Here is a 19,923-nt window from a genome sequence, read left to right on the forward strand (position 1 = left end):
CTAAATTAATTATTATATTAAAAGAGGAAGTTCAAAAAGGACGTCACAACGGTTTACTATGCTCCCCCTTCTGTAACAAATTGTTTCATCACTCGATAGGCTTGTTCGAATCGAAAACGGAAGTTCTCTGTAATCCCGTATATTGCCCGCGTTTCCTCTTCATTTCGGCTTCCTGTTAGACTTTCAGATACAGTCTGATGGAGTGCTGCCGCCCATATATCCATAACCAAATCCTCTTCTGTTAGCATCGACAGATATACATTTGTTCCATATACAGCCTTAATAAATTGCGACCATAATTCTTGAGCGAAATAAAAAAGGGTCGGCTCTTGAAGTTCTGTATACTCAGCAACCCGATCTACAATTTTCTGCACAGTTAGCGGAAAGTCGTTATCTTTTGTCGGAATACTCTCAATATCAACTTCAACTTGTTCCTGTCCCCTCATAAAAGTAATACTTCCTTGCATACCACGCTTATGTAATGTCTGTAGGACTCGATATTGAAGCAACGGATGAATATTATTACTCTGCAACCACTCAACCAACTCCTGATCAATGGCGTCACCATTCAAATAGGAGAGTTGTTCTAATGCGAGCATCGTCTGTTCAGACAAAGCTTCATCCTTTACAATGCTTAACATTTTATTAGCGTAATCAGCATCTTCAGCGAATTTCCACTCCGCATTACGCCGAGCTAGATCTTCCTCATCTAATTCAACATCATTATCAATAGTAGCTTGTTCATTATCTTCTCCAGAAATATATTGAGGAAAAGCAGTCTCTAACCATTCAAGTAAAGCCTGCCATTCATCAACATATCTCTCTTCTTGCCCTTGGCATTGAAGTAGAAAGCGAAGTAGATCCATCGCCTCTCCATAGCGTTCACTTTCCAACATAACCGTAAGTTGTATCTGATAATAATCCAATGTCTTTGGAAAAAGAATCAGATTATCTTTCGCAGGGGAAATGATGTCGTTCATGAGTACCCCTTCTCTCTTTGCTTAATTCTGTTAATTGTAGAGGTTGTTCAAAAGTCATCTTTTGAACTCGCATTTGTAGATTATATCATACCCACTTTAAAATCAAAAAAACATTCTATACAATTAACACTTGATATTCTCTCATATCCATGATATATTATTCTTTGTTGATTTTTCGAGTCTCAGTAGCTCAGCTGGATAGAGCAACGCCCTTCTAAGGCGTCGGTCGGGGGTTCGAATCCCTTCTGGGACATAATATGAAAAAGCTCTCCATATGGAGAGCTTTTTTTGTTCGTTCTAATGAAGTAAAGATCCAAAAGAAAACGTATACAATACGAATAAATAACGATTTGTAAACGATTGAAATTGTACCCATGCTATTACTTATACGCTATTCTTCTGTTTTATAAACGATTAAGATCGTGCTTCTTTGGCGTTCTGTTTTGGATACGCTGGATTTAACTACCGACCCATAACAGATATTGATCACTTGTTCCTCTTTTAATCCCGCTAAAAATATATTGGCCTTATTCTCCGCATAGGAATTATCTGAATCTACGAACTCTTTAACCTGTATCATATAAACCCTCCTGATTCATTGATTACTTTACTACTCATTCATCATGCAACATTGCTTATTATTTGTCTATATCACCATAATTCATGTATTTAATTTCTTGTATTTTCACTCCAATATGACCTGAAGGTACGACAAATTCATACGTTTCATTCATTTTAGTCATTAGTAGTTGTAAGCCCATCGGAGACAGGAATGAAATCCAGCTCTTGCTTGGATCTGCTCGATGAGGGAACACAATCGTATACTTCTCCTCATAACCATCATCCTCATAACGAAGGGTAACCTCGCTACCAATAAGTACCATAGAATTTAATGAGCCTTCTTGTCGTTCAGAAATGATCTTTTCAAGTGATGTCGTGTATACAGAAAGAATTTGATCGGCCCTTTTCTGCTCTTTAGAATCATCTGATATATATTGCATCAAGAAGAATTTCTTCTCTTCATCAAAGAACACAAGCTGGTTCACTAACTGCGTAGTTGAGCTTTGAAGGATCAAACTATGGTTCATAGTAGATTTCACCTCCTGTTTGAAGATTCTTCCTTTCAATTTTGGCGTAAAATAGTACCATTATTTATCCCCCCATAAAAATATAGACCTCGTGTAGGAGGCCTTTATCGTATCTTATCAAATATTCACTATTTTTCCAATAAAGAAAAGAAATTTTACATTCTCAACTTCCGGTTGTTTATCCATAACGGTATGAGGAATAGAAGATTAATGAGAAGCACCACGAAGACTAGTACGGCTGCTAGTACCATCCGCGTTACCCAGTAATTCCACAACTACGGAACATATTACATAAAATTTAATATCCTACAGTAGCCTATTTAAAAGGGAGAGATTGATTTTGGAGAACGCCAGGTTAACTTTTGATTACATTGTTATCGGCACAGGTCCTGCGGGTGCCGTTATTGCAAAGATCCTCTCTGACGATAAAAAAACGTCCGTACTTGTTTTGGAGGCGGGGGATAATAACGATAAAGATGAACCCATTACGGATTCTACCTTTGCTCCAGAACTGGAGGAGCGTTTCTTCCCAAATTACTTTTGGCAAGGTGAAGGGGTACCGCAGGGTGGACTGGATGATAGATCTTTTGAATGGACTACAGGTCGCCTATCAGGAGGGGGCTCTTCCATTAACGGAGAGCAGTATGTACGACCTACATCAGCCGTATTAAGGGAATGGGAAAGGTTACTTGGTCCAGTATGGTCACCACAAAGGGCCATTCGCAGGTTTAAACGACTAGAAAAATATAATGGAAAAACCAATAATGCCGGAGTACATGGGTATCGAGGTCGGATAGATATAAGGCAAGCACCCGTTACTCCAACCCGTATGGCGAAAAAACTAACTGACGCGATTGAGCAAGCTACCGGCCTTCCTGAGATTGTTGACTACAATGATCCTAAATCCCCCTTGGGTCCCTTTACCCGTTGGCAATTGTATCAACATCCAAATGGTCGAAGGGAGAGTTCATCAACCGCATTCCTCTCTTCAGATATCATGACACGTACTGGTCGGGGGGTTCGAGGTCGAAAATTAAGAGTATTTTTTAAATCAACGGCTCTTAAGATTCTTTTTTCCGCCAAGCGTGCTGTTGGAGTCGAGTTCTTAAAAAATGGTGAGCGCATCAAAGCTTTCTCACGACAAAAGGTTATTATTTCTACTGGAATCAATAGCGCCCAGCTTCTAATGTTATCCGGGATCGGACCAGCAAGATCGTTAAAGGATGCAGGAATACCCGTTATCTATAATAATCCGAACGTCGGAAAGAGGTTAAGAAATCACACTCTTAACAGTGCTATATTTACAGCAAACAGGAATGATATCGCTCTGCCTCATAACGATCCAAGTGCCCTTTATACAGGTGGTGCCTTTTTGCCGGATCCAAGTGGTTTAGACCCCAAGCGTCGAGCGGTACAATTGATCGGTATCGGTTCTGATGAGATGTTAACTATAGCCATTATATTCTTGAGACCCAAGAGTCGTGGATCCATAAAAATTCAAAATAATGACCCGCTGAAAATCGTTTTGGCCGACGAGGGATTTCTCGCCAATGCATCTGATATGGAGTCAGTTAAAAATATTTATAAAATCTATATTCAGAGTATAGCGTCGAAACTGGCAGAAATAGATTCTTCATATCAGTTGATTTCGCCAACGTTTGACATTATTAATGATGATCAAAAACTAGAGGAATTTATAATACAGAATTTTGAACATAATCACCATCAACAAGGGTCACTTCGGATGGCCCCTTTAAATAAAGGAGGAGTCGTTGATCGTTTTGGAAAGGTACATGGAGTGAAAGATTTAATAGTAGCTGATGCCTCCATCATTCCGTTTACAGTGGACGGGAATACCTCCGCCGCTACGTTCCTCATTGGCTATACCATTGCTCAGCAATTACTTAAAGGTAATCCTCGTCGCGCACTGATCAAAGAATTGGAAGAAGAATGATTAAACAAACAATCACCCTTTATCTTAGGGTGATTGTTTGAATGCTATCTAACCAAGGAAGGCAATAGACTGTTTTGTTTTTCTTGCAAAAGCAACCGGTTCATCAATGGACTGCCAGTGGATATACATTAACCGGGGATTGTCATTCAACCAGTGATTGTGAAGAGCTGTTACTGTAATCCCATTTCTTTGAAGATTGCGAATTAATCGGTTGGCTTGATTTTGAAGAAGCGCAGTTTCACCTAAACAGAGTGCCCGGCCCGACGTATCCAGGGATTCAAATGAAAAAAGTTGATAACGAACCAGCGGTGATGTGGTGCGTCTTCCTAGAATTGTCGCTTTAAGATTTCTAGAGCGACTGACAAAACAAACAGGACCCGGATCTATTTCATGTTCTCCACCTAAAATAGATGAAAATTGGTTACATAGTCTTTGAAATCGTGGGCTCACTCTAACCATAAATAACATACCTCCTATTGTTTGATAAGAGTATTCTATGGTTAACGAAGTGTTCTGATTGTACGGATACCCATTGTGAATCAATAATGGGATTCTTGCCCACCCTGGAACGCAAAGAAGCTCTCCATATAGGAGAGCTTCTTCTGTATGTCCCAGAAGGGATTCGAACCCCCGACCGACGCCTTAGAAGGGCGTTGCTCTATCCAGCTGAGCTACTGAGACATAATTATATGAAATGCACCTTACAAAGGAGTAGTACACGAACTTGTATATGTACCTTTACTTCATCATCCTTATAAAAAGGGTGCGTTATTCATTATAACGCACCCTCACAATTAATCAATAGGTAATTTCAAATTTATTTCTTGCAATATCAATTAAACGATTCTTACTACTTATTTCCACGACGCCAGTTTACTTTATCTTCAACGTGTTGAGCTGGATTCTTGGCCATTACCTCTTCAGCAAACTCATTATTATGGGCATACTTATTGCCTTTGTTTTTCTTATATTTATCCGCCACTAATATCACCTCCTGGTATTAGTATGGTTATACCCGTGGGCAGATATAAGTATTATTATTTGGATATTATCCATCATATGAATGAAGAAACGCACTCACCCCAGATTCCCTCATCTGCATACGGGTCTCCTCAGAACAAAGCTCATATATCATCTTATAGACATCGTCTAATGCATTCTGATACGCTAAATTCACTACTCGTTCTGGCGTATCTGGCCATGGATATACATACCCAAGAAACGCTTTTTCCTCTTTCTCTTGCACAATTCCCATCAGCCAACTGATTTCCTGAGCTTGTTCTGGTGTCGCTTCGATCTCCCATTCATAAGATGTTGCACCTTTATCCAATAAAATGGATCTTCCATGCACAGATACATAATACTTATGTTTATCCACGACAACTTCCCCTCCTTCTCTGACATTGCATTGATGTATGCTCACCTATAGCTTTCCTTAAAGGACAGACATTTTATGCCTTCCTTCGGCATATATCTGTATGACTTTGAAATAACGCCTATCCCCAAACACATCATTCTGATTTCCTTACAACGGTTCGCTAGATATAATTAAAGAAGGCTACCCATGGGTAGCCTTCTTATGAATTGACGAATGTTCATCTCTGCAAACGATCTATTAACTCCCGCAAGGCAATCCCACGATGACTTATAGACTGCTTCTCCTCCAAAGAGAGCTCCGCCATCGTCTTCTCGTACTCAGGAACATAGAAGAGCGGGTCATAACCAAATCCACCGGCACCCGCTACATCTGAAGTGATCCAGCCTGATACAGTCCCAAAAGTCTCCATATGTTCTCCTGAAGAGGGGTTATACAACACCAAAGCACAGTTAAAACTTGCTGGGCTTAACAATGTTTGTTCTGTATCTTCACCTTGTTTCAATTGCTCAAGCTCTTGTAATAGCTTCTCGTTGTTCTCTTGGTCCGTTGCATTCTCGCCCGCATAGCGTGCAGAATATACACCTGGTCGTCCATCCAATGCCTCTACACATAGTCCTGAATCATCAGCAAGCACAGGAAAACCAAGCGCATCGCCAACCATTTTAGCCTTTTTGAGAGCATTCTCTACAAAAGTATGTCCATCCTCAATCACTTCCGGAAGATCAGGATAATCAAACATACTTTTCACTTGTTTACCTAGCAGTGCAAAAGCATGTTCAAATTCTCTAACTTTGCCTTTATTCTTAGTGGCAACAATTATGATGTCTTGACCTAGCTTCATGTTAGACACCTTTTCCAGTTAAGCCAGTTCCGATCATAAGAGCAATTGGACCTAATATTTCCTGCTGACGAGTAATAATCTCTTTAATTCCCTGTTCACCAAGCTGAAGCATTTCGTCCAACTCTTGACGTGTGAATGGGCTTTCTTCACCGGTTCCTTGTAATTCTACAAACTGTCCCTTTCCCGTCATGACCAGATTCATATCCACTTTAGCCTTGGAATCTTCTTCATAATTCAGATCCAATAGCGTTTGACCACCTACAACGCCTACGCTAACAGAAGCTAAATAGTCAGTAATCGGGAATACCGGCAGTCGATGCTGCTGGGAAATCTTATTTACTGCTATACAAAGAGCTATAAATGAGCCTGTAATTGAGGTTGTTCTTGTCCCTCCATCTGCTTGAATTACATCACAATCTAGAGTGATCGTACGTTCACCCAAAGCATGTAAATTCACTACAGAACGAAGGGCTCTGCCGATTAACCGTTGAATTTCCATCGTCCGGCCCGTTAGCTTCCCACGATTGGCCTCCCGTTGATTTCGGGTATGAGTCGCTCTTGGCAACATGGAATACTCTGCTGTTACCCAGCCCTTTCCTTGTCCTTTTAAGAATGGAGGTACTCTCTCATCCACAGTTGCCGTGCAAAGTATTTTGGTATCTCCCATTTCTATATACACAGAGCCTTCCGCATATTTATTCACATTTGTTGTTAATTTCATATCCCGTAATTGATCGTTATTCCGTCCGTTCGATCTCAATATTATCTGCCTCCTACATCATTAGCGTCCTATTTTGCAAACCTTATTTTATCAAAGTGTAGCAATAAAAGCATCTTTTGAAGTAGGATTTCATGTTATAACGGTATTTCGTTAATATACTGCGGTCTTGATACAGGCTCGCTGTAATTTTGATTGTCATCACCTATCACATTGGAATCGCCATTCAGTTGGATGATTACCTTGTTATTTCCAGAATTCTCTGTAACGGTCAGTACGACAGACTGCAGTAGTTGAGAAGGAACCTTCTCCCCTTTAATAAACATATCTTCCTTAAGTGATACGGTCACAGTTCCATCTTTGGCTGACTTCACTGACTGCAAGGAGGTTCCTGTCGTCATTACACTTTCCAACCCACCTCTTGGCTGTGGACCGCGAATAAGCTCGCTAAGAGCTGCGTGAAGTGTATCCTGTCCAGGTACCACAAGCCGGGTGATAGGCACATAGTATTGTATGCCCGCCGGTGATTCTGATGAGAAGTACATCGTTACCGAGCTGGAATGCGTATAACTTGCTCCATCTCCTTTTTCCAAGTTGATACCCATACTTCGTCCAAGGTTCTGATCGAGCGGCGTATGGTTAAGTGGCATTTCGGTTATCTTCTTACCCTCTACCCAGAATTGAACTTGCTCAATATTTGGATCGCTTGTGAGTGTCCAAGTTACAGCCTCTAGCATTTTCCGTTCATTTGAGGCATCATATTCAGTGAAGGATTTACTAAACTCTACAACGGCTAGTTTGCTATCCTTCTCAACAGAGACCATCTTCACTTCTGTGCCTTCAGGCAATACACCGGAGAAGCCTTCTGGTAGATATCCTGCATAAGGCCCATCTTTGACCATCGCCTCAAGAGATTGACGCATGAGCATATTATCTTTATTATCCATGGGAGGAAGCCCTATAGATACTGGAGCTAGTAGACCATGTTGGTCTGCCAAATAAACGGTGGATGTCGGTGTCAATTGCTCTTTCGTTGCTTGTGGGGCGCTACCATTCATGGACTGAAGCATTTCCGCTTCAATTTGAGCGGGGGGTGGATCAATCTCCATCGATTGACTACTGAAACCACTGCACCCAGACAATATTATGGGAACGACTATTAACCCAGCAGCGGAGATATTTCGGATTGTCATTTTCTTCAACATTATTATCGTGCCTCCCTAACCATTTTATACAGTTTGTACTAGTATATATACGAGCCCTTTTCAAAAAAATAACTACTTTTTACGTTTTGGGGACTTAAGTGAGAAGTTTATTCTATTACAAAGGATGATGTGAACAGTTATGGCAAAGGAAAAGAATTCATACAGCTTGAATAGCAAGGTCGTATCGGATACAACCCATGAGTTACTTCACCAAAGAGGAGTTACCATTCCCGAGATCGCTGAACTCGTCCTGTTTCTGCAAAAAAAATACTATCCTGCCCTAACTATGGAGGAATGTGTTCACAATGTTGAAATGGTTCTTAGTAAACGTGAAGTTCAGAATGCTGTCTTAACTGGTATACAACTGGATATGTTGGCAGAGGAAGGTAAGCTTCTCTCCCCATTACAGGAGATGTTGGTCAATGATGAAGGACTTTATGGCGTAGATGAAATATTGGCGTTTTCTATTGTCAATGTTTATGGGAGTATTGGGTTTACGAATTATGGCTATGTAGACAAATTAAAACCTGGAATATTAGAAAGGCTTAATGATAAGTCCACTGGACAGGTGCATACTTTCCTAGATGATATTGTAGGTGCAGTGGCTGCTGCGGCTAGTAGCCGTATTGCCCATCGTAAGCAAGCAGAGAGAGAAGTGGACTCCTCCGACTTGAATGCAGAATCGGATCCTCTAAATAATGGAATATCACCAGAATAAGCGACAGCACAAAACCTCCAAAACCACTTTTAATAGTGATTTTGGAGGTTTTTTTCGATTAATCTAATCTAACAATTCGAGTTCAAAAGATGACTTTTTGAACCTCCTATAACAATGTCGTAAACTTAATGCTTCCGTCTAATGATGATACTAAAGTTCCTGCTTTACCTCGGCGAACCAACTCCTGTAAATGAGCGAGCGCTTCACATATGGCAAACCTCATTTGATGTGTTGAAAGATTATTTCCAAATAGAGTACAACAAATCTCATACCCACTTTGCGAGGAGTGGCATAGTAGTTGCTCAATCTTAATTAATCGCTCTTCATGGTGGTTAAGTAACTCTTCTATTCGCTGCTGAACAGTATGAAATGGATCCCTATGTCCTGGAAAAGCTTCATTCACCTTGTACTCCTTCAGACGATGTAGGCTATTCATGAAGGTGTACAACGGCTCAGGGTCACTACCTGGAATCAGACTAATATTGGGTGATATCTGTGGTAAAATAGCGTCCCCACACATCATTATTCCTAAGTCTTGATGATATAAAGAGAGATGTCCAGGTGCATGACCGCCACTCTCAATAGCCATCCAAGAACGACCTCCCAATGTAACATAACTCCCATCATCTACTATTGTGATTTCTGGTGTCGGAGAGACCTGTGGTAAGAATTCAAGTAAATGCTGTTCCATCTGAGTTGCCAACGTGACAGGCAATCCATGTTGTCGCAACCAACTCGTTAGTTCGGTATTCATATTGGAGTTGCTTCCCCACATAAGTAAAGACTCAGCATAGGCTCTTTGCGACATGTACACTTTGCAGCCACCTTGAGATTGAAACCAACCAGCTAAACCAAAGTGATCAGGATGATGGTGTGTCACAAATATCTTATTCACATCTTTTAACGTATATCCTAAATGTTCTAATGCATTCCCCCACTCTTCTTCTGTTATACTGCTACGTGGTCCAGGATCGATAATAGCTACCCCTGTTGAGCTCGGTAATACATAACTGTTCACCCAACGTAATGGATAAGACATTGATATTTTAACTTGGATAATTCCATCATTCCATATATTAATCTCCGGCATATTCACAACTTGTATGATCTTCTCCTCCTCTACCTCTTGCTACCCACTAACAATCGTTCTCTCTTCATTATATTATAAAAACGCATCTTGATCATATTATTCCTTTCACAGAGCCTTATCCCACTATTGACATTAACCAGAAAAAAATATATGATTTCAATGTTAATTCAACTATAAATTCCATACCCGTAAAGGGGAGTAGCTACATACAATACAGTCGTCAATACGAGATTAATCTCCGGCTATATTGGCAATTGGTATTAAACAATTGTTAGCGAGACCTTTACCAAATAAGGGACCACCTTTGATTTTTGAAAGGTGCTCACCTAATTGGTAAAGGTCTTTTTTGATTCTTATCATCAGAAGTACGTCAAAAAGACGTTTTTCTTATAGATCATTGAAGCATACTAAAGACAAGAGGGGGAGAAGAAATGGATTTTGGATTAATATTAGAATATAGCTGGGTACTTCTCGTACTCGTTGGATTGGAAGGTCTTCTCGCTGCTGATAATGCATTAGTATTGGCAATTATGGTAAAGCACCTTCCTGATGAAACAAGAAAAAGGGCGCTATTCTATGGTCTTGCTGGAGCTTTTGTCTTCCGCTTTGGTTCACTGTTTGTCATCTCTTACCTTGTCGATATTTGGCAAGTTCAAGCTATTGGCGCACTGTATTTACTATTTATATGTGGGAATAATATCATTCGTAAAGTATTCGTCAAAAAGCCTCAATCGGACAGTGCAACTGATGCTACTTCTAACGGTAAAAAACCAACGAAAGCAAACTTTTGGCTAACTGTACTTAAGGTTGAAATTGCTGATATTGCCTTTGCAGTTGACTCTATCCTGGCTGCCGTAGCACTTGCCGTAGCACTACCTGCGAGCGGGCTGGGTCACATCGGTGGTCTAGACGGCGGGCAATTCCTTGTCATCTTTGCCGGTGGGTTCATCGGACTAATCATTATGAGATTTGCTGCTTCCTACTTTGTAAAACTGCTGCATTCCCGTCCTGGTCTGGAAGTTGCCGCATTCGTCATTGTAGGATGGGTTGGTGTCAAGCTAGCCGTGATTACTCTTGCTCATCCATCCTTAGGTGTTCTATCTGAATCATTTGCCCATAGCACAGCATGGAAGACTACTTTTTATATCGTTCTGGTATTGATTGCCGTGTTGGGCTGGTTTATGAGTAGTAAGAATGATGAGGAAATGGATACGAAGGTTGCCACTGAAGTGGAGAAATAATGAACTTATTCAACAAGTAAAGACGGGTATCGTCCTTGAAAAAAGATGATACCCGTCTTTATGATGTGTGATGTAACTTAATATGAATCACCGTACCCTCATTCTAATTGTACATTCAATATAGCTCCCGCCAAGTAAACAGCTTCCCTCGCCTAATCAATGCCGCCACTTCATGAATTTATAATCCAAATAATCCACTAGCAAGAACAGCCCGAAGCCCACCAAACTGAATAGCATAATACCAGCATACATCTCTGCATAATTCATTCTTAACCATGCATCCATAATGAAATAGCCCATACCATATTCTGTTCCATAAATCTCTGTGAAAAAAAGAACGGAAATAGCTGTTCCCAATGAAATACGAATCGTACTAAGAATAACGGACAACGCACCAGGTAACGTGACATGCCAAAACTTCTGCGCTGCGCTCGCACCAATACTCATCAATACATCGTAAGTATGATCTGGAATTGCCTTCACACCATCGCGAACAGATATAATGACTTGAAAGAGTAATATCAACATAATCATCAAAATTTTAGAACCTTCGCCAAGTCCAAAAAACAACATAACAACAGGTAGCAACGCAATCTTAGGAACGGGATATGTCAAATAGACAACAGGGTCCAAAAGCTTATTCCAAAACTGCGACCGACCCATGAGCAAGCCAATGAGCAATCCGATGATTAATCCCAGTAACACACCTACAAAAACACGCCCTATACTGTAGTAAACATGAAGCCCTATCTCTTTCATTCCCAAATGACCTAAGGCGTTGTAAACAGCGCTGGGACTCGGCAGAATCGGATGATCCATGACCAAAAATGCAATATACCATGCTATATTCATACATAAAAAAACGAATAATAATGTTAATCCATAGTGGAGTTTACGTTTTTTCACCATTTCTTGTGCATTACCTTTCTAATTCTCTTGGTCTGTTGAAAAAATTCGTCACTGTTGCGTTTGTCTTCATGCTTCATATGAAATATAGGATTATCGACCACTTCGAGCGACTCTTCCTGGTTAGACGGCATAACGATGATTTTCTCTCCAAGCAGAATAGCCTCTTCCACATCATGAGTAACAAATAATGTCGTGGTCGGGTGAGTGAGCCAATTGTCCAAAAAGATTTGCTGTATCGTTTCACGCGTAAACGCATCCAGTGCAGAAAAGGGCTCATCCAGCAACATCATTGTCGGTAAAATAGCGAAAGCTCTAGCGATCGCTACCCTTTGCTGCTGACCACCGCTGAGTGACATGGGGTAACGATCAACCAAATCAGAAATCCCCATCGATTCAAGCCAATATTGGATTTGCTGTTCTTGGGCTTGTCTTAGCGTTCTATCTGGATGACTAATTCTCATCGCCATAAGTATATTGGATTGAACTGTTTTCCAGGGTAAGAGTCCATAGCTTTGAGGTACTAAGCCAATCAATGTTTCTTGACTATGTACGGATTTCTCATTAAAGAGAATTTCTCCTTGGTAGGTCTTGATGAGACCAGCAATGGCACGTAATAACGTGGACTTCCCGCAACCGGACGGTCCAATAATCGTGTATATGCCATGCTCTGGTATCGTTAAATTAACACGTCCCAGCGCCAATTGTCCTCCAGTATATTCAACCCTTAGATCCGTAACTCTAAGACCGCTATTTCTTAAATCTGACATCAGAGATCACTTCTTCAGGAGTTATATTTTTACTGAGCAGTCCTTTTTCCCTCGCCCATGCGAAAGCTGATTCCACTTCTTGTACATCCACTTGATTTGATAATAAGTAGTCAGGCACCTTAATCTCATCCTTTAAGCTCTCTGGAAAACCTACCTCTTTAATAATCAGATCCATGTATTCTGATTGTTCATGGGATTTCAGATAAGAAACCGCATCATCATATGCCGCATACATGGCTAGAATCTCTTTTTCTTGTGAAAGGATGACCTTCTGTGGAAACGCTAAGACAAACGGATTAACTCCCGCTTCCACCGTCGAGCTCAACACGTGTAGACCTGCGGATCTCCCCATCGTAACAAATGGCTCTGGTAAAATAGCGGCATCTGCCTTATTATTCTTCAACAATTCTAATCTTGTTGGTATTTGCGGTACCTCTTTTATCGTAATATCTTGTTCCGACAGCCCCGCCTGTTTGAGCATCATGGCAACTGTATATTCCGTTGATGTGTTCTTGGATAGAATAACGGACTTCCCTTTTAAATCTTTGACTTCTTTAATATCATCAATCCCTGTTAATAAATCAAATTCTCCAAAGGTTGTACTAGAAATTTTAACATCCATCCCTGCTTCATTATAAATGGCAATAGCGACCAGATCAGTGCTGATTCCTTGCAGCCTTCCAGCTTGGAAAGCCGCATCACGGTCTTTTGCACTTTTAAACGTTTGGATATCCAGATTAACGCCATGCTTCTGATCAAAGCCCTGTTCATGAGCGATTATGAATGGGATAGCATCAATTGAGGGCAACAATCCAAGAGATAACGATCGTATTCCCCCATCCATTTTTCCCGCACCCTCCGAATTCGCATTTTTAGTTGAACTACAACCAACTCCAAGGGCACTCATTAGAACAACCAACATCATAAGTATGATTACCTTCTTTATTTTTCTACTCTCCATAATCTTGATAAGCCTCCATGTCTTTTTCAATGTCATTTTTTTATAACTGAACAATCTTTTCTGCTTCGGGATTTGAATGCCTTCTCCCATCATTAGGGTAATATACGACACCATATACATTGAGAATTTATTCACAATGATTCCTGTTAAAGAGTCTTGATTCTCTTACCATGAAGCATTCTATACTCCAATTTTACACTACTCCTTATTATTTGTATATTTAAAATTTAAATTAAAGAACCTCCCTCACCACTCTCCCTAGCAGGGATTGAGGTAAAGAAGGTTAATCAGAGCTGGCTATACGAGCCCGCTAGATTATGAGTTCCCCAAGCTTGATCAGCTCAACAACCGCTTGAGAACGGCCTTTCACGTTCAGCTTTTGCATGACATTGGAAATGTGGTTACGCACCGTCTTTTCACTTATAAATAATAGACCGGCGATGTCGCGTGTCGTTTTATCCTGAACAAGTAATTCAAAAACTTCACGTTCACGATGTGTCAGTAAAAATTTGCTATTGTGCTCATTTCCTTTCAATGGTGTCACCCCTCCTTGCACGGGTTTTTATGGTATAACAAGGTAAAGGGATACAGTCAACTCATTCTATGAAATATTGCGATTAATGGTGCTTTGTTGCTTGAAAATAGGCTTCATCTATCCTTACACGCAAACGATGCCAAGAACCCTGATTCTCACAGGTTTCTTGGCATCGTTCTATATCCTATATTTCCATCAGTTCATTACCGACCTAAATTGTTCATCGGTCTATGATCATTTGTAGTGTTGATATTCCCTGATGGTGTCGGAAATATACGATTAACTAGCGTCTGAAATTCATCCACAATACCACTTATCGGATGACCATTAGACACATCAGTCACAAAGTTTCCCACCCGATCAACAAAATCTGGGTTGGCTGATACATAAACATTCTTGATGTTAGTATCACTTTTCTTAATGACATCCGCGATCATGTCCTTAACTTCTTTAGTCATATATTGATCTTCTCCACTTACCGGCTCATTCATCGTTCTAGGGGTACTTGTTAAACCACGCATTAAACCGTCTGCGCCTGTCCCCATTGTTCCATATCCAGTTTCATTAGTAGTAGAGTAATTAGCACCTGTTTGATTTCTCATATTAGAACCCGATCCAGTTATACTAGGTGCCCCAACATTATTCCTATTTCCGTTGATACCCATTGAGTTTATCCCAGTTCGAACTTTATCTGTATTATTTAGGTTCGTGGTCGTACCATTCAATGTGTTATGGTCCTTTATGGATACAGCCACATAAGCATTTTCGCCAGTTAACATGACTTTTGCCATATCGACCTGTTTCATTTTAGCTATCTTACTCGAAAGCTCTTCGCTGTACCTTAAATTCATCATCCGATTATCACTGCGTGTAATAAGACCACGATCATTATTTGCAGTATTTATACCATGTCGACTGAGGTTGCTTTGATTGATTGAATTCGTATTATACTTCACACTTTTTGTACGCAAATTCTGGTTATCCGTGTTTTTGGTTCCACATCCCGTTACCCCAATCATACCTACGATGAGGGCAGCGGATAAGGACATAGTTATCGTTTTGGATCGTATCATGAATTCATCCTCCATCTCTATAATTTATATGTTCACACAAAATAGGATGACCATTCTAACAAAGAGCTATGCTTGAAATAATTTGGAATGTAAGTCATTAAAAACTTGTTACGCTTCCCAAGATAAGTACCGTGCCAAAAGAAAGCCAGCCCCCATACAGTAGTAAGAAGCATCATAACAAGCTCTATATCCACATTCGTATCCCTTGTTCAGATGAACGGAAAGTATTTTTTTATAGAGGGAGGTTTTTTTGTTGAAAGGATTGATTTTATGTGCCGGAAAGGGTTCTCGCTTGCGCCCCTTAACCTTCTCTAGCCCAAAACATCTCTTGCCATTGATGAACAAGCCAGTTCTATTCTACGGAATTGAATCATTGATCCAAGCAGGTATTACGGAAATTGCCGTCGTTGTTTCTCCTGTATATCGAAAAATCTTTGATGAAGAGTTGCAAGCAGGGAAGCCTTGGAATATCGACATTTCTTTAATCGATCAGCCTCAACCGAGAGGATTGGCTGATGCCATTCGAGTTGCAAAGCACTTTATTCAGCATGATGACTTTCTTTTATATTTGGGTGATAATGTGATCGACGGACCGTTACAACCCCTTATTGATAAGTTCCAAGCAGAGAATCTTGATGGTTTGGTGTCCGTAAGCCACGTAGATTCTCCGGAACAATTCGGTGTTGTTCAGTTAGAAGGTGAGAAAATAAAAAGAGTAGTCGAAAAACCTAAGCATCCTCCAAGTAATCTTGCCATCAACGGAGTTTATCTGTTTCGGCATTCCCTTTTTGATGCGATTGCAAAAATTACTCCTTCACCGCGTGGAGAATATGAACTAACCGATGCCATACAACAATTGATTGACGACAAATATCAACTAGGGGTTTATCGTTCCCCATATTGGTGGAAAGATACAGGTCATCCTAACGATTTGATTATATGTAACCAATATTTATTAAAAAAAATGACCGGCATTGATATCAACGGATTGATCGACATAAATTCAAACATCTCCTCACCAGTCTCGATCGGAAAAAACGCCCAAATTATTAATAGTGTCATTCGCGGGCCGGTCATTATTGGACAAAACACGGTTATTGAAAACTCCTATATTGGTCCCTTCTCTTCTATTTCTGACAATGTATCCATCTACAACTGCGAGATAGAGAATAGCATTGTGATGGAGAACACAGTCCTCGACAGTATTCCTTATCGCGTGGATGAAAGTTTAATCGGCCGAGAAGTGAAAGTGATCGGACAACCGAAAAAACCTCAATGTATTCAGTTATGGATAGGCGATAAGTCGCATCTCAATTTCCCCCGCTGAAACTCTCGATAGCGCTCATAATAAGTCTAATAATAGAATAAGAAGGCAGTGACTCTCTACTAGTAGAGAGTCACTGCCTTCTTCGTTGTAATCAAAGGATATCATTTCTACATCTATTCATTTCGATTTCAAGAGGAATTCATCATAATACTTTTTTTGTTTTTCCAATTGAAGCGTCAAATTAAAGTCTTTTTCCACCTTTTTTCGTGCTTTCTGTCCCATAGCATCCCATCTTTCAGAATGTCCAGCTAACCAGAACATTGCTCTTGCTAGATCGCTAACCGATCCTTCCGACACCAAAAGTCCCGATACCTTGTTCTCAACCAGTTCAGGAATACCAGCATGTTTCGTTGATATAACAGGCATCCCCGTCGCCATCGCCTCTTTTAACGTATTCGGAATTCCTTCCTGATTCCCTTCCCGATCCGTACAACTCGGAGCACAAAAAATATGGGATTGGTAATATTTCCTCTGAACTTTGCGGTAATCAATCCATGGAATAATGTCAACACTGGTGCCAAGCTGCAATTTTTTGATTAATTCACGGTATTTCGCTTCACAAGGTCCTTCGCCAATTAATATTAATTTGACCTTTTTATTCTTCTTTTTCACTTGTGAAAATGCACGAATCAGATCCGAAAACCCTTTTTTCTCTACGAAACGTCCTATAGCCAAAAACTGAATTTTGTTGTTACTATCTAATTTACGGGACTTGAATTCAAATCGGTCTAAGTCAACGCCACCGTATAGAACACGAATTTTATTTTCTGGGCACCCTAATTTGATAATCTCCTTTTTGAGATGTTCACATACTGGGAAAAACCGATCACCCAATCGAAATAACTTTTTCAATTTCTTTAGATTTTTTTCATCCTTAGGGTACGCGGTAGCATCCTTCCCGCGAAAACCGATAAATAAGGGTATCCCATGTTCTTCTTTAAGAAATTGAAATTTAGAAGCAAGTGTACCATGATGAATATGAACTCCAACGACATTGTGTTGTTTCAAGAGCTTCCGATCTTGTTTGATTGCATCTAAAGAAAGTACGGAGCTAAACGGCGAATGTGTACGACTTTGTTTCGAGTTACTCGTAACCATAACTCCGTTATATCCTTTAATACTTGTAATTTGCGCTACTACATGACCGTCTGCCAATGAATATTTATGATGCAAAATTGTAGGATCATTTTTCCCCACGTACGATTTCCCCTTTTATGTTCATATGAGTTTTATTTCCTTTTTTTCAGACTTAACAAAGTCGCCTTATCCCATCGATATAATTTATAGGCGTTTTCCCTAATTCTCCGGTGTCGATTTCCCATCGGGATTGCCCTTCGATTATGTCTGCGGTATAAAACCAACGGTTCTTTTTGGCAGTAACCCCGGTAATGACAGGCTAAACGAAGCCACATATCCCAATCTTGAGAATAACGATATTTAGTATTAAAAAGTCCGACTTTATCAAAACAACTATGATGAATGACTGCCGTCGAGGTTCGGATAGTAAACGTTCGCCCATATAATTGAAGTCGAAATTTATTCAAATCAGAAACTCCCTTGATATTACTTATAAGTTGTTTTCTCCTTCCTCTTCTAACACTGTAATACCAACTGTATAGAAAATGGCACTCCGGATGGGTTTCCAAAAATTCCTTGTTCTTTTGTAATTTAACTGGTAGATAGAGGTCATCCGAATCTAAAAATGCGATGTATTTCCCTTTGGCTAAAGTAATCCCCTTATTTCTTCCTGCAGAAGGTCCACCATTCTTTTTATACACATATCGGACTCGTTCTCCAAACGATTTCACTATCTTTGAAGTTTGATCAGTTGAACCATCGTCAACCACAATCAATTCATAATCTGTGCAGGTCTGCTGCAGAACACTTTTAATGGCTCTACCGATAAACTTTTCACGGTTATATGTCGGAATAATGACACTGAAAAAGGGCCTTTCACGCATCTTCATTGCATGGGTCTGGATCACTTGTTCAAAGAGTTGTTCTAATTTCACCGTTTGTACTTGACGATTGAAGTCTGTCTCGATTTTAATTCGAGCGTTCTTCCCTAACTCTTTCCATAATTCTGGATGCACCATTAAATATATTAATTTCTCTGCTAGTCCATCAACATCTTGTTCGTTAACCAGATGTCCAGTCTTACCATCTTCAATGAGTTCTGGGATTCCAGAGTGATACGTGGATACAACTGGAATTCCGCAAGCCATCGCCTCTTTGATAGCGTTCGGAATTCCTTCCTGATTTCCAGATCGGTCCTTCATGCTGGGAAGACAGAATATATGTGCCTGTTTCAATTCCTCTACAACCTGAGAATGCGTAAGAGCACCTTTAAATTCAATATGCTGTTCGAGATGCAGCTTTTTGCTCAACTGTTGCAATTTACTTTTTAACTCACCATCGCCAATCAAGCAGAGTTTAGTATTAGGATAGAGCTGCTGGACGTGCTGAAAAGCTTTAATCAACATTTCAGCACCTTTTTTTTCGACCATCCTACCGACATATAGTATCCGAACCGGGCCTTCTGAAGGTATGGTCCGCTCTTTGTAGGCAAATTGTTCAAGGTCAATTCCACTGTATTGGACAGCAACCTTTTCTTCCGGACAGCCATGTTTAATTAATTCCTCTTTCATTGCTTGACAGGGGACTGTAAAGCAATCGCCGACAGTAAACAGACGCATCAATGATTTTTTTTGTTGTTTCATCCTTTTGGTACCTGGTGAATCACAGCCATGAAAAGAAGTAATTAGTGGTACCTTCCACTTTTCTTTTAACGGCATCATTCTAATACCAGAGGGCCCAAACCTAGCATGAATCAGTTGGAAAAAGTCCTTCTGCAACATCCGATTCAATTGATGATATTTGGGGTCAATCGTTACATTTTTAAACGGAAAGGAATTTATATTCTTCTTTTTTTCACAAAAAACATATGGTTCAAAGACTTTCATTTGTTGAATCTCGCCGTAAATAAAAGTTTCACTAATCGGCAAATAAACGGAACGTACCACTGCGATGCGATGCAAACGTATTCCTCCCTCAAGGTTATATCTTGTTTATCCTTAATTTATGAGAGCTTGAAACAGAATGTGTATACGCTCTTGGATACATAGGTTTTTTATAAAT

At 40.1% G+C, this 19,923-nt stretch carries 21 protein-coding genes and 2 tRNA genes; 5 read left to right on the top strand and 18 right to left on the bottom strand.

Annotated features, from left to right (window positions below):
- Positions 1-56: 56 nt before the first annotated feature.
- The gene (locus ACP8HI_RS15670; protein ID WP_438347139.1) at positions 57-980 is read right to left on the bottom strand and encodes a hypothetical protein; all 924 of its coding nucleotides are present in this window, start codon (positions 978-980) and stop codon (positions 57-59) included.
- 179 nt (positions 981-1,159) lie between these two features.
- Between ACP8HI_RS15670 and ACP8HI_RS15675 the strand changes: the two genes are divergently transcribed.
- Positions 1,160-1,233 (top strand) — tRNA-Arg (locus ACP8HI_RS15675).
- Between the two features lie 138 nt (positions 1,234-1,371).
- On the opposite strand, the gene ACP8HI_RS15680 is transcribed toward ACP8HI_RS15675, so the two are convergent.
- Both ACP8HI_RS15680 and ACP8HI_RS15685 read right to left on the bottom strand, forming a co-directional pair.
- Positions 1,372-1,560 carry a sporulation protein Cse60 gene (locus ACP8HI_RS15680; protein WP_438347140.1) on the bottom strand — a complete coding sequence of 63 codons (189 nt, stop codon included), beginning with the start codon at positions 1,558-1,560 and terminating at the stop codon, positions 1,372-1,374.
- 58 nt (positions 1,561-1,618) lie between these two features.
- Positions 1,619-2,068 carry a GreA/GreB family elongation factor gene (locus ACP8HI_RS15685; protein WP_438347141.1) on the bottom strand — a complete coding sequence of 150 codons (450 nt, stop codon included), beginning with the start codon at positions 2,066-2,068 and terminating at the stop codon, positions 1,619-1,621.
- Positions 2,069-2,408: 340 nt separating this feature from the next.
- Here ACP8HI_RS15685 and ACP8HI_RS15690 point away from each other — a divergent pair, with 340 nt between their 5' ends.
- A complete protein-coding gene (locus ACP8HI_RS15690) occupies positions 2,409-4,022 on the top strand; it encodes a GMC family oxidoreductase (protein ID WP_438347142.1) in 1,614 nt (537 codons plus the stop codon).
- A 48-nt stretch (positions 4,023-4,070) separates the two neighbouring features.
- On the opposite strand, the gene ACP8HI_RS15695 is transcribed toward ACP8HI_RS15690, so the two are convergent.
- The 7 genes from ACP8HI_RS15695 to ACP8HI_RS15725 all read right to left on the bottom strand — a co-directional run bounded on the left by ACP8HI_RS15695 (position 4,071) and on the right by ACP8HI_RS15725 (position 8,164).
- Positions 4,071-4,490 (bottom strand): DUF1259 domain-containing protein, encoded by a 420-nt coding sequence (locus ACP8HI_RS15695; RefSeq protein WP_438347143.1) that lies wholly within the window; start codon positions 4,488-4,490, stop codon positions 4,071-4,073.
- Between the two features lie 139 nt (positions 4,491-4,629).
- Positions 4,630-4,703: transfer RNA gene (locus ACP8HI_RS15700), tRNA-Arg, on the bottom strand.
- 169 nt (positions 4,704-4,872) lie between these two features.
- Complete coding sequence (locus tag ACP8HI_RS15705; RefSeq protein ID WP_438347144.1) at positions 4,873-5,004, bottom strand: hypothetical protein; 132 nt, start codon at positions 5,002-5,004, stop codon at positions 4,873-4,875.
- Positions 5,005-5,070: 66 nt separating this feature from the next.
- Complete coding sequence (locus ACP8HI_RS15710; RefSeq protein WP_438347145.1) at positions 5,071-5,400, bottom strand: hypothetical protein; 330 nt, start codon at positions 5,398-5,400, stop codon at positions 5,071-5,073.
- A 217-nt stretch (positions 5,401-5,617) separates the two neighbouring features.
- A complete protein-coding gene (locus ACP8HI_RS15715) occupies positions 5,618-6,241 on the bottom strand; it encodes an XTP/dITP diphosphatase (RefSeq protein WP_438347146.1) in 624 nt (207 codons plus the stop codon).
- Between the two features lies 1 nt (position 6,242).
- The gene (gene rph / locus ACP8HI_RS15720) at positions 6,243-7,004 is read right to left on the bottom strand and encodes a ribonuclease PH (RefSeq protein WP_438351856.1); all 762 of its coding nucleotides are present in this window, start codon (positions 7,002-7,004) and stop codon (positions 6,243-6,245) included.
- Between the two features lie 92 nt (positions 7,005-7,096).
- Positions 7,097-8,164 (bottom strand): GerMN domain-containing protein, encoded by a 1,068-nt coding sequence (locus ACP8HI_RS15725; RefSeq protein WP_438347147.1) that lies wholly within the window; start codon positions 8,162-8,164, stop codon positions 7,097-7,099.
- 139 nt (positions 8,165-8,303) lie between these two features.
- On the opposite strand from ACP8HI_RS15725, the gene ACP8HI_RS15730 reads away from it, so the two are divergent.
- Positions 8,304-8,882, top strand: coding sequence for a phosphatidylglycerophosphatase A family protein (locus tag ACP8HI_RS15730; protein WP_438347148.1), 579 nt, complete (start codon positions 8,304-8,306; stop codon positions 8,880-8,882).
- Positions 8,883-8,988: 106 nt separating this feature from the next.
- Here ACP8HI_RS15730 and ACP8HI_RS15735 read toward each other — a convergent pair whose 3' ends face one another.
- Complete coding sequence (locus ACP8HI_RS15735) at positions 8,989-9,921, bottom strand: MBL fold metallo-hydrolase (RefSeq protein ID WP_438347149.1); 933 nt, start codon at positions 9,919-9,921, stop codon at positions 8,989-8,991.
- 482 nt (positions 9,922-10,403) lie between these two features.
- Here ACP8HI_RS15735 and ACP8HI_RS15740 point away from each other — a divergent pair, with 482 nt between their 5' ends.
- The gene (locus tag ACP8HI_RS15740) at positions 10,404-11,213 is read left to right on the top strand and encodes a TerC family protein (RefSeq protein WP_438347150.1); all 810 of its coding nucleotides are present in this window, start codon (positions 10,404-10,406) and stop codon (positions 11,211-11,213) included.
- Between the two features lie 156 nt (positions 11,214-11,369).
- Here ACP8HI_RS15740 and ACP8HI_RS15745 read toward each other — a convergent pair whose 3' ends face one another.
- The 5 genes from ACP8HI_RS15745 to ACP8HI_RS15765 form a co-directional block, all read right to left on the bottom strand.
- A complete protein-coding gene (locus ACP8HI_RS15745; RefSeq protein WP_438347151.1) occupies positions 11,370-12,065 on the bottom strand; it encodes an ABC transporter permease in 696 nt (231 codons plus the stop codon).
- A gap of 50 nt (positions 12,066-12,115) precedes the next feature.
- On the bottom strand, positions 12,116-12,889 hold the full coding sequence (locus tag ACP8HI_RS15750) for an ABC transporter ATP-binding protein (RefSeq protein WP_438347152.1): 774 nt from the start codon (positions 12,887-12,889) through the stop codon (positions 12,116-12,118).
- A complete protein-coding gene (locus ACP8HI_RS15755; RefSeq protein WP_438347153.1) occupies positions 12,870-13,985 on the bottom strand; it encodes an ABC transporter substrate-binding protein in 1,116 nt (371 codons plus the stop codon). Before ACP8HI_RS15755 ends, ACP8HI_RS15750 begins: the two co-directional genes overlap by 20 nt.
- 175 nt (positions 13,986-14,160) lie before the next feature.
- A complete protein-coding gene (locus tag ACP8HI_RS15760; protein WP_438347154.1) occupies positions 14,161-14,385 on the bottom strand; it encodes a helix-turn-helix domain-containing protein in 225 nt (74 codons plus the stop codon).
- Positions 14,386-14,588: 203 nt separating this feature from the next.
- Entirely contained in the window at positions 14,589-15,458 is an 870-nt protein-coding gene (locus tag ACP8HI_RS15765) for a YhcN/YlaJ family sporulation lipoprotein (RefSeq protein WP_438347155.1), read from the bottom strand.
- A 253-nt stretch (positions 15,459-15,711) separates the two neighbouring features.
- On the opposite strand from ACP8HI_RS15765, the gene ACP8HI_RS15770 reads away from it, so the two are divergent.
- A complete protein-coding gene (locus ACP8HI_RS15770; protein ID WP_438347156.1) occupies positions 15,712-16,785 on the top strand; it encodes a glucose-1-phosphate thymidylyltransferase in 1,074 nt (357 codons plus the stop codon).
- A 117-nt stretch (positions 16,786-16,902) separates the two neighbouring features.
- Here the strand turns inward: ACP8HI_RS15770 and ACP8HI_RS15775 are convergent, their stop codons facing one another.
- Together ACP8HI_RS15775 and ACP8HI_RS15780 are read right to left on the bottom strand one after the other, a co-directional pair.
- Complete coding sequence (locus ACP8HI_RS15775; RefSeq protein ID WP_438347157.1) at positions 16,903-17,982, bottom strand: glycosyltransferase; 1,080 nt, start codon at positions 17,980-17,982, stop codon at positions 16,903-16,905.
- Between the two features lie 32 nt (positions 17,983-18,014).
- Positions 18,015-19,823, bottom strand: coding sequence for a glycosyltransferase (locus tag ACP8HI_RS15780; protein WP_438347158.1), 1,809 nt, complete (start codon positions 19,821-19,823; stop codon positions 18,015-18,017).
- Positions 19,824-19,923 lie beyond the last annotated feature (100 nt).

It is taken from the genome of Paenibacillus sp. FA6 (assembly GCF_051550225.1).
In the GTDB taxonomy this organism is placed as follows: domain Bacteria; phylum Bacillota; class Bacilli; order Paenibacillales; family Paenibacillaceae; genus Paenibacillus_AQ.

Bases quoted from the DNA above. Each gene is read 5' to 3' on its own strand.
- ACP8HI_RS15670 (WP_438347139.1), bottom strand. From the start codon at position 980: ATGAACGACATCATTTCCCCTGCGAAAGATAATCTGATTCTTTTTCCA.
- ACP8HI_RS15680 (WP_438347140.1), bottom strand. From the start codon at position 1,560: ATGATACAGGTTAAAGAGTTCGTAGATTCAGATAATTCCTATGCGGAG.
- ACP8HI_RS15685 (WP_438347141.1), bottom strand. From the start codon at position 2,068: ATGAACCATAGTTTGATCCTTCAAAGCTCAACTACGCAGTTAGTGAAC.
- ACP8HI_RS15695 (WP_438347143.1), bottom strand. From the start codon at position 4,490: ATGTTATTTATGGTTAGAGTGAGCCCACGATTTCAAAGACTATGTAAC.
- ACP8HI_RS15715 (WP_438347146.1), bottom strand. From the start codon at position 6,241: ATGAAGCTAGGTCAAGACATCATAATTGTTGCCACTAAGAATAAAGGC.
- ACP8HI_RS15725 (WP_438347147.1), bottom strand. From the start codon at position 8,164: ATGTTGAAGAAAATGACAATCCGAAATATCTCCGCTGCTGGGTTAATA.
- ACP8HI_RS15730 (WP_438347148.1), top strand. From the start codon at position 8,304: ATGGCAAAGGAAAAGAATTCATACAGCTTGAATAGCAAGGTCGTATCG.
- ACP8HI_RS15735 (WP_438347149.1), bottom strand. From the start codon at position 9,921: ATGTCTTATCCATTACGTTGGGTGAACAGTTATGTATTACCGAGCTCA.
- ACP8HI_RS15740 (WP_438347150.1), top strand. From the start codon at position 10,404: ATGGATTTTGGATTAATATTAGAATATAGCTGGGTACTTCTCGTACTC.
- ACP8HI_RS15745 (WP_438347151.1), bottom strand. From the start codon at position 12,065: ATGAATATAGCATGGTATATTGCATTTTTGGTCATGGATCATCCGATT.
- ACP8HI_RS15750 (WP_438347152.1), bottom strand. From the start codon at position 12,889: ATGTCAGATTTAAGAAATAGCGGTCTTAGAGTTACGGATCTAAGGGTT.
- ACP8HI_RS15765 (WP_438347155.1), bottom strand. From the start codon at position 15,458: ATGATACGATCCAAAACGATAACTATGTCCTTATCCGCTGCCCTCATC.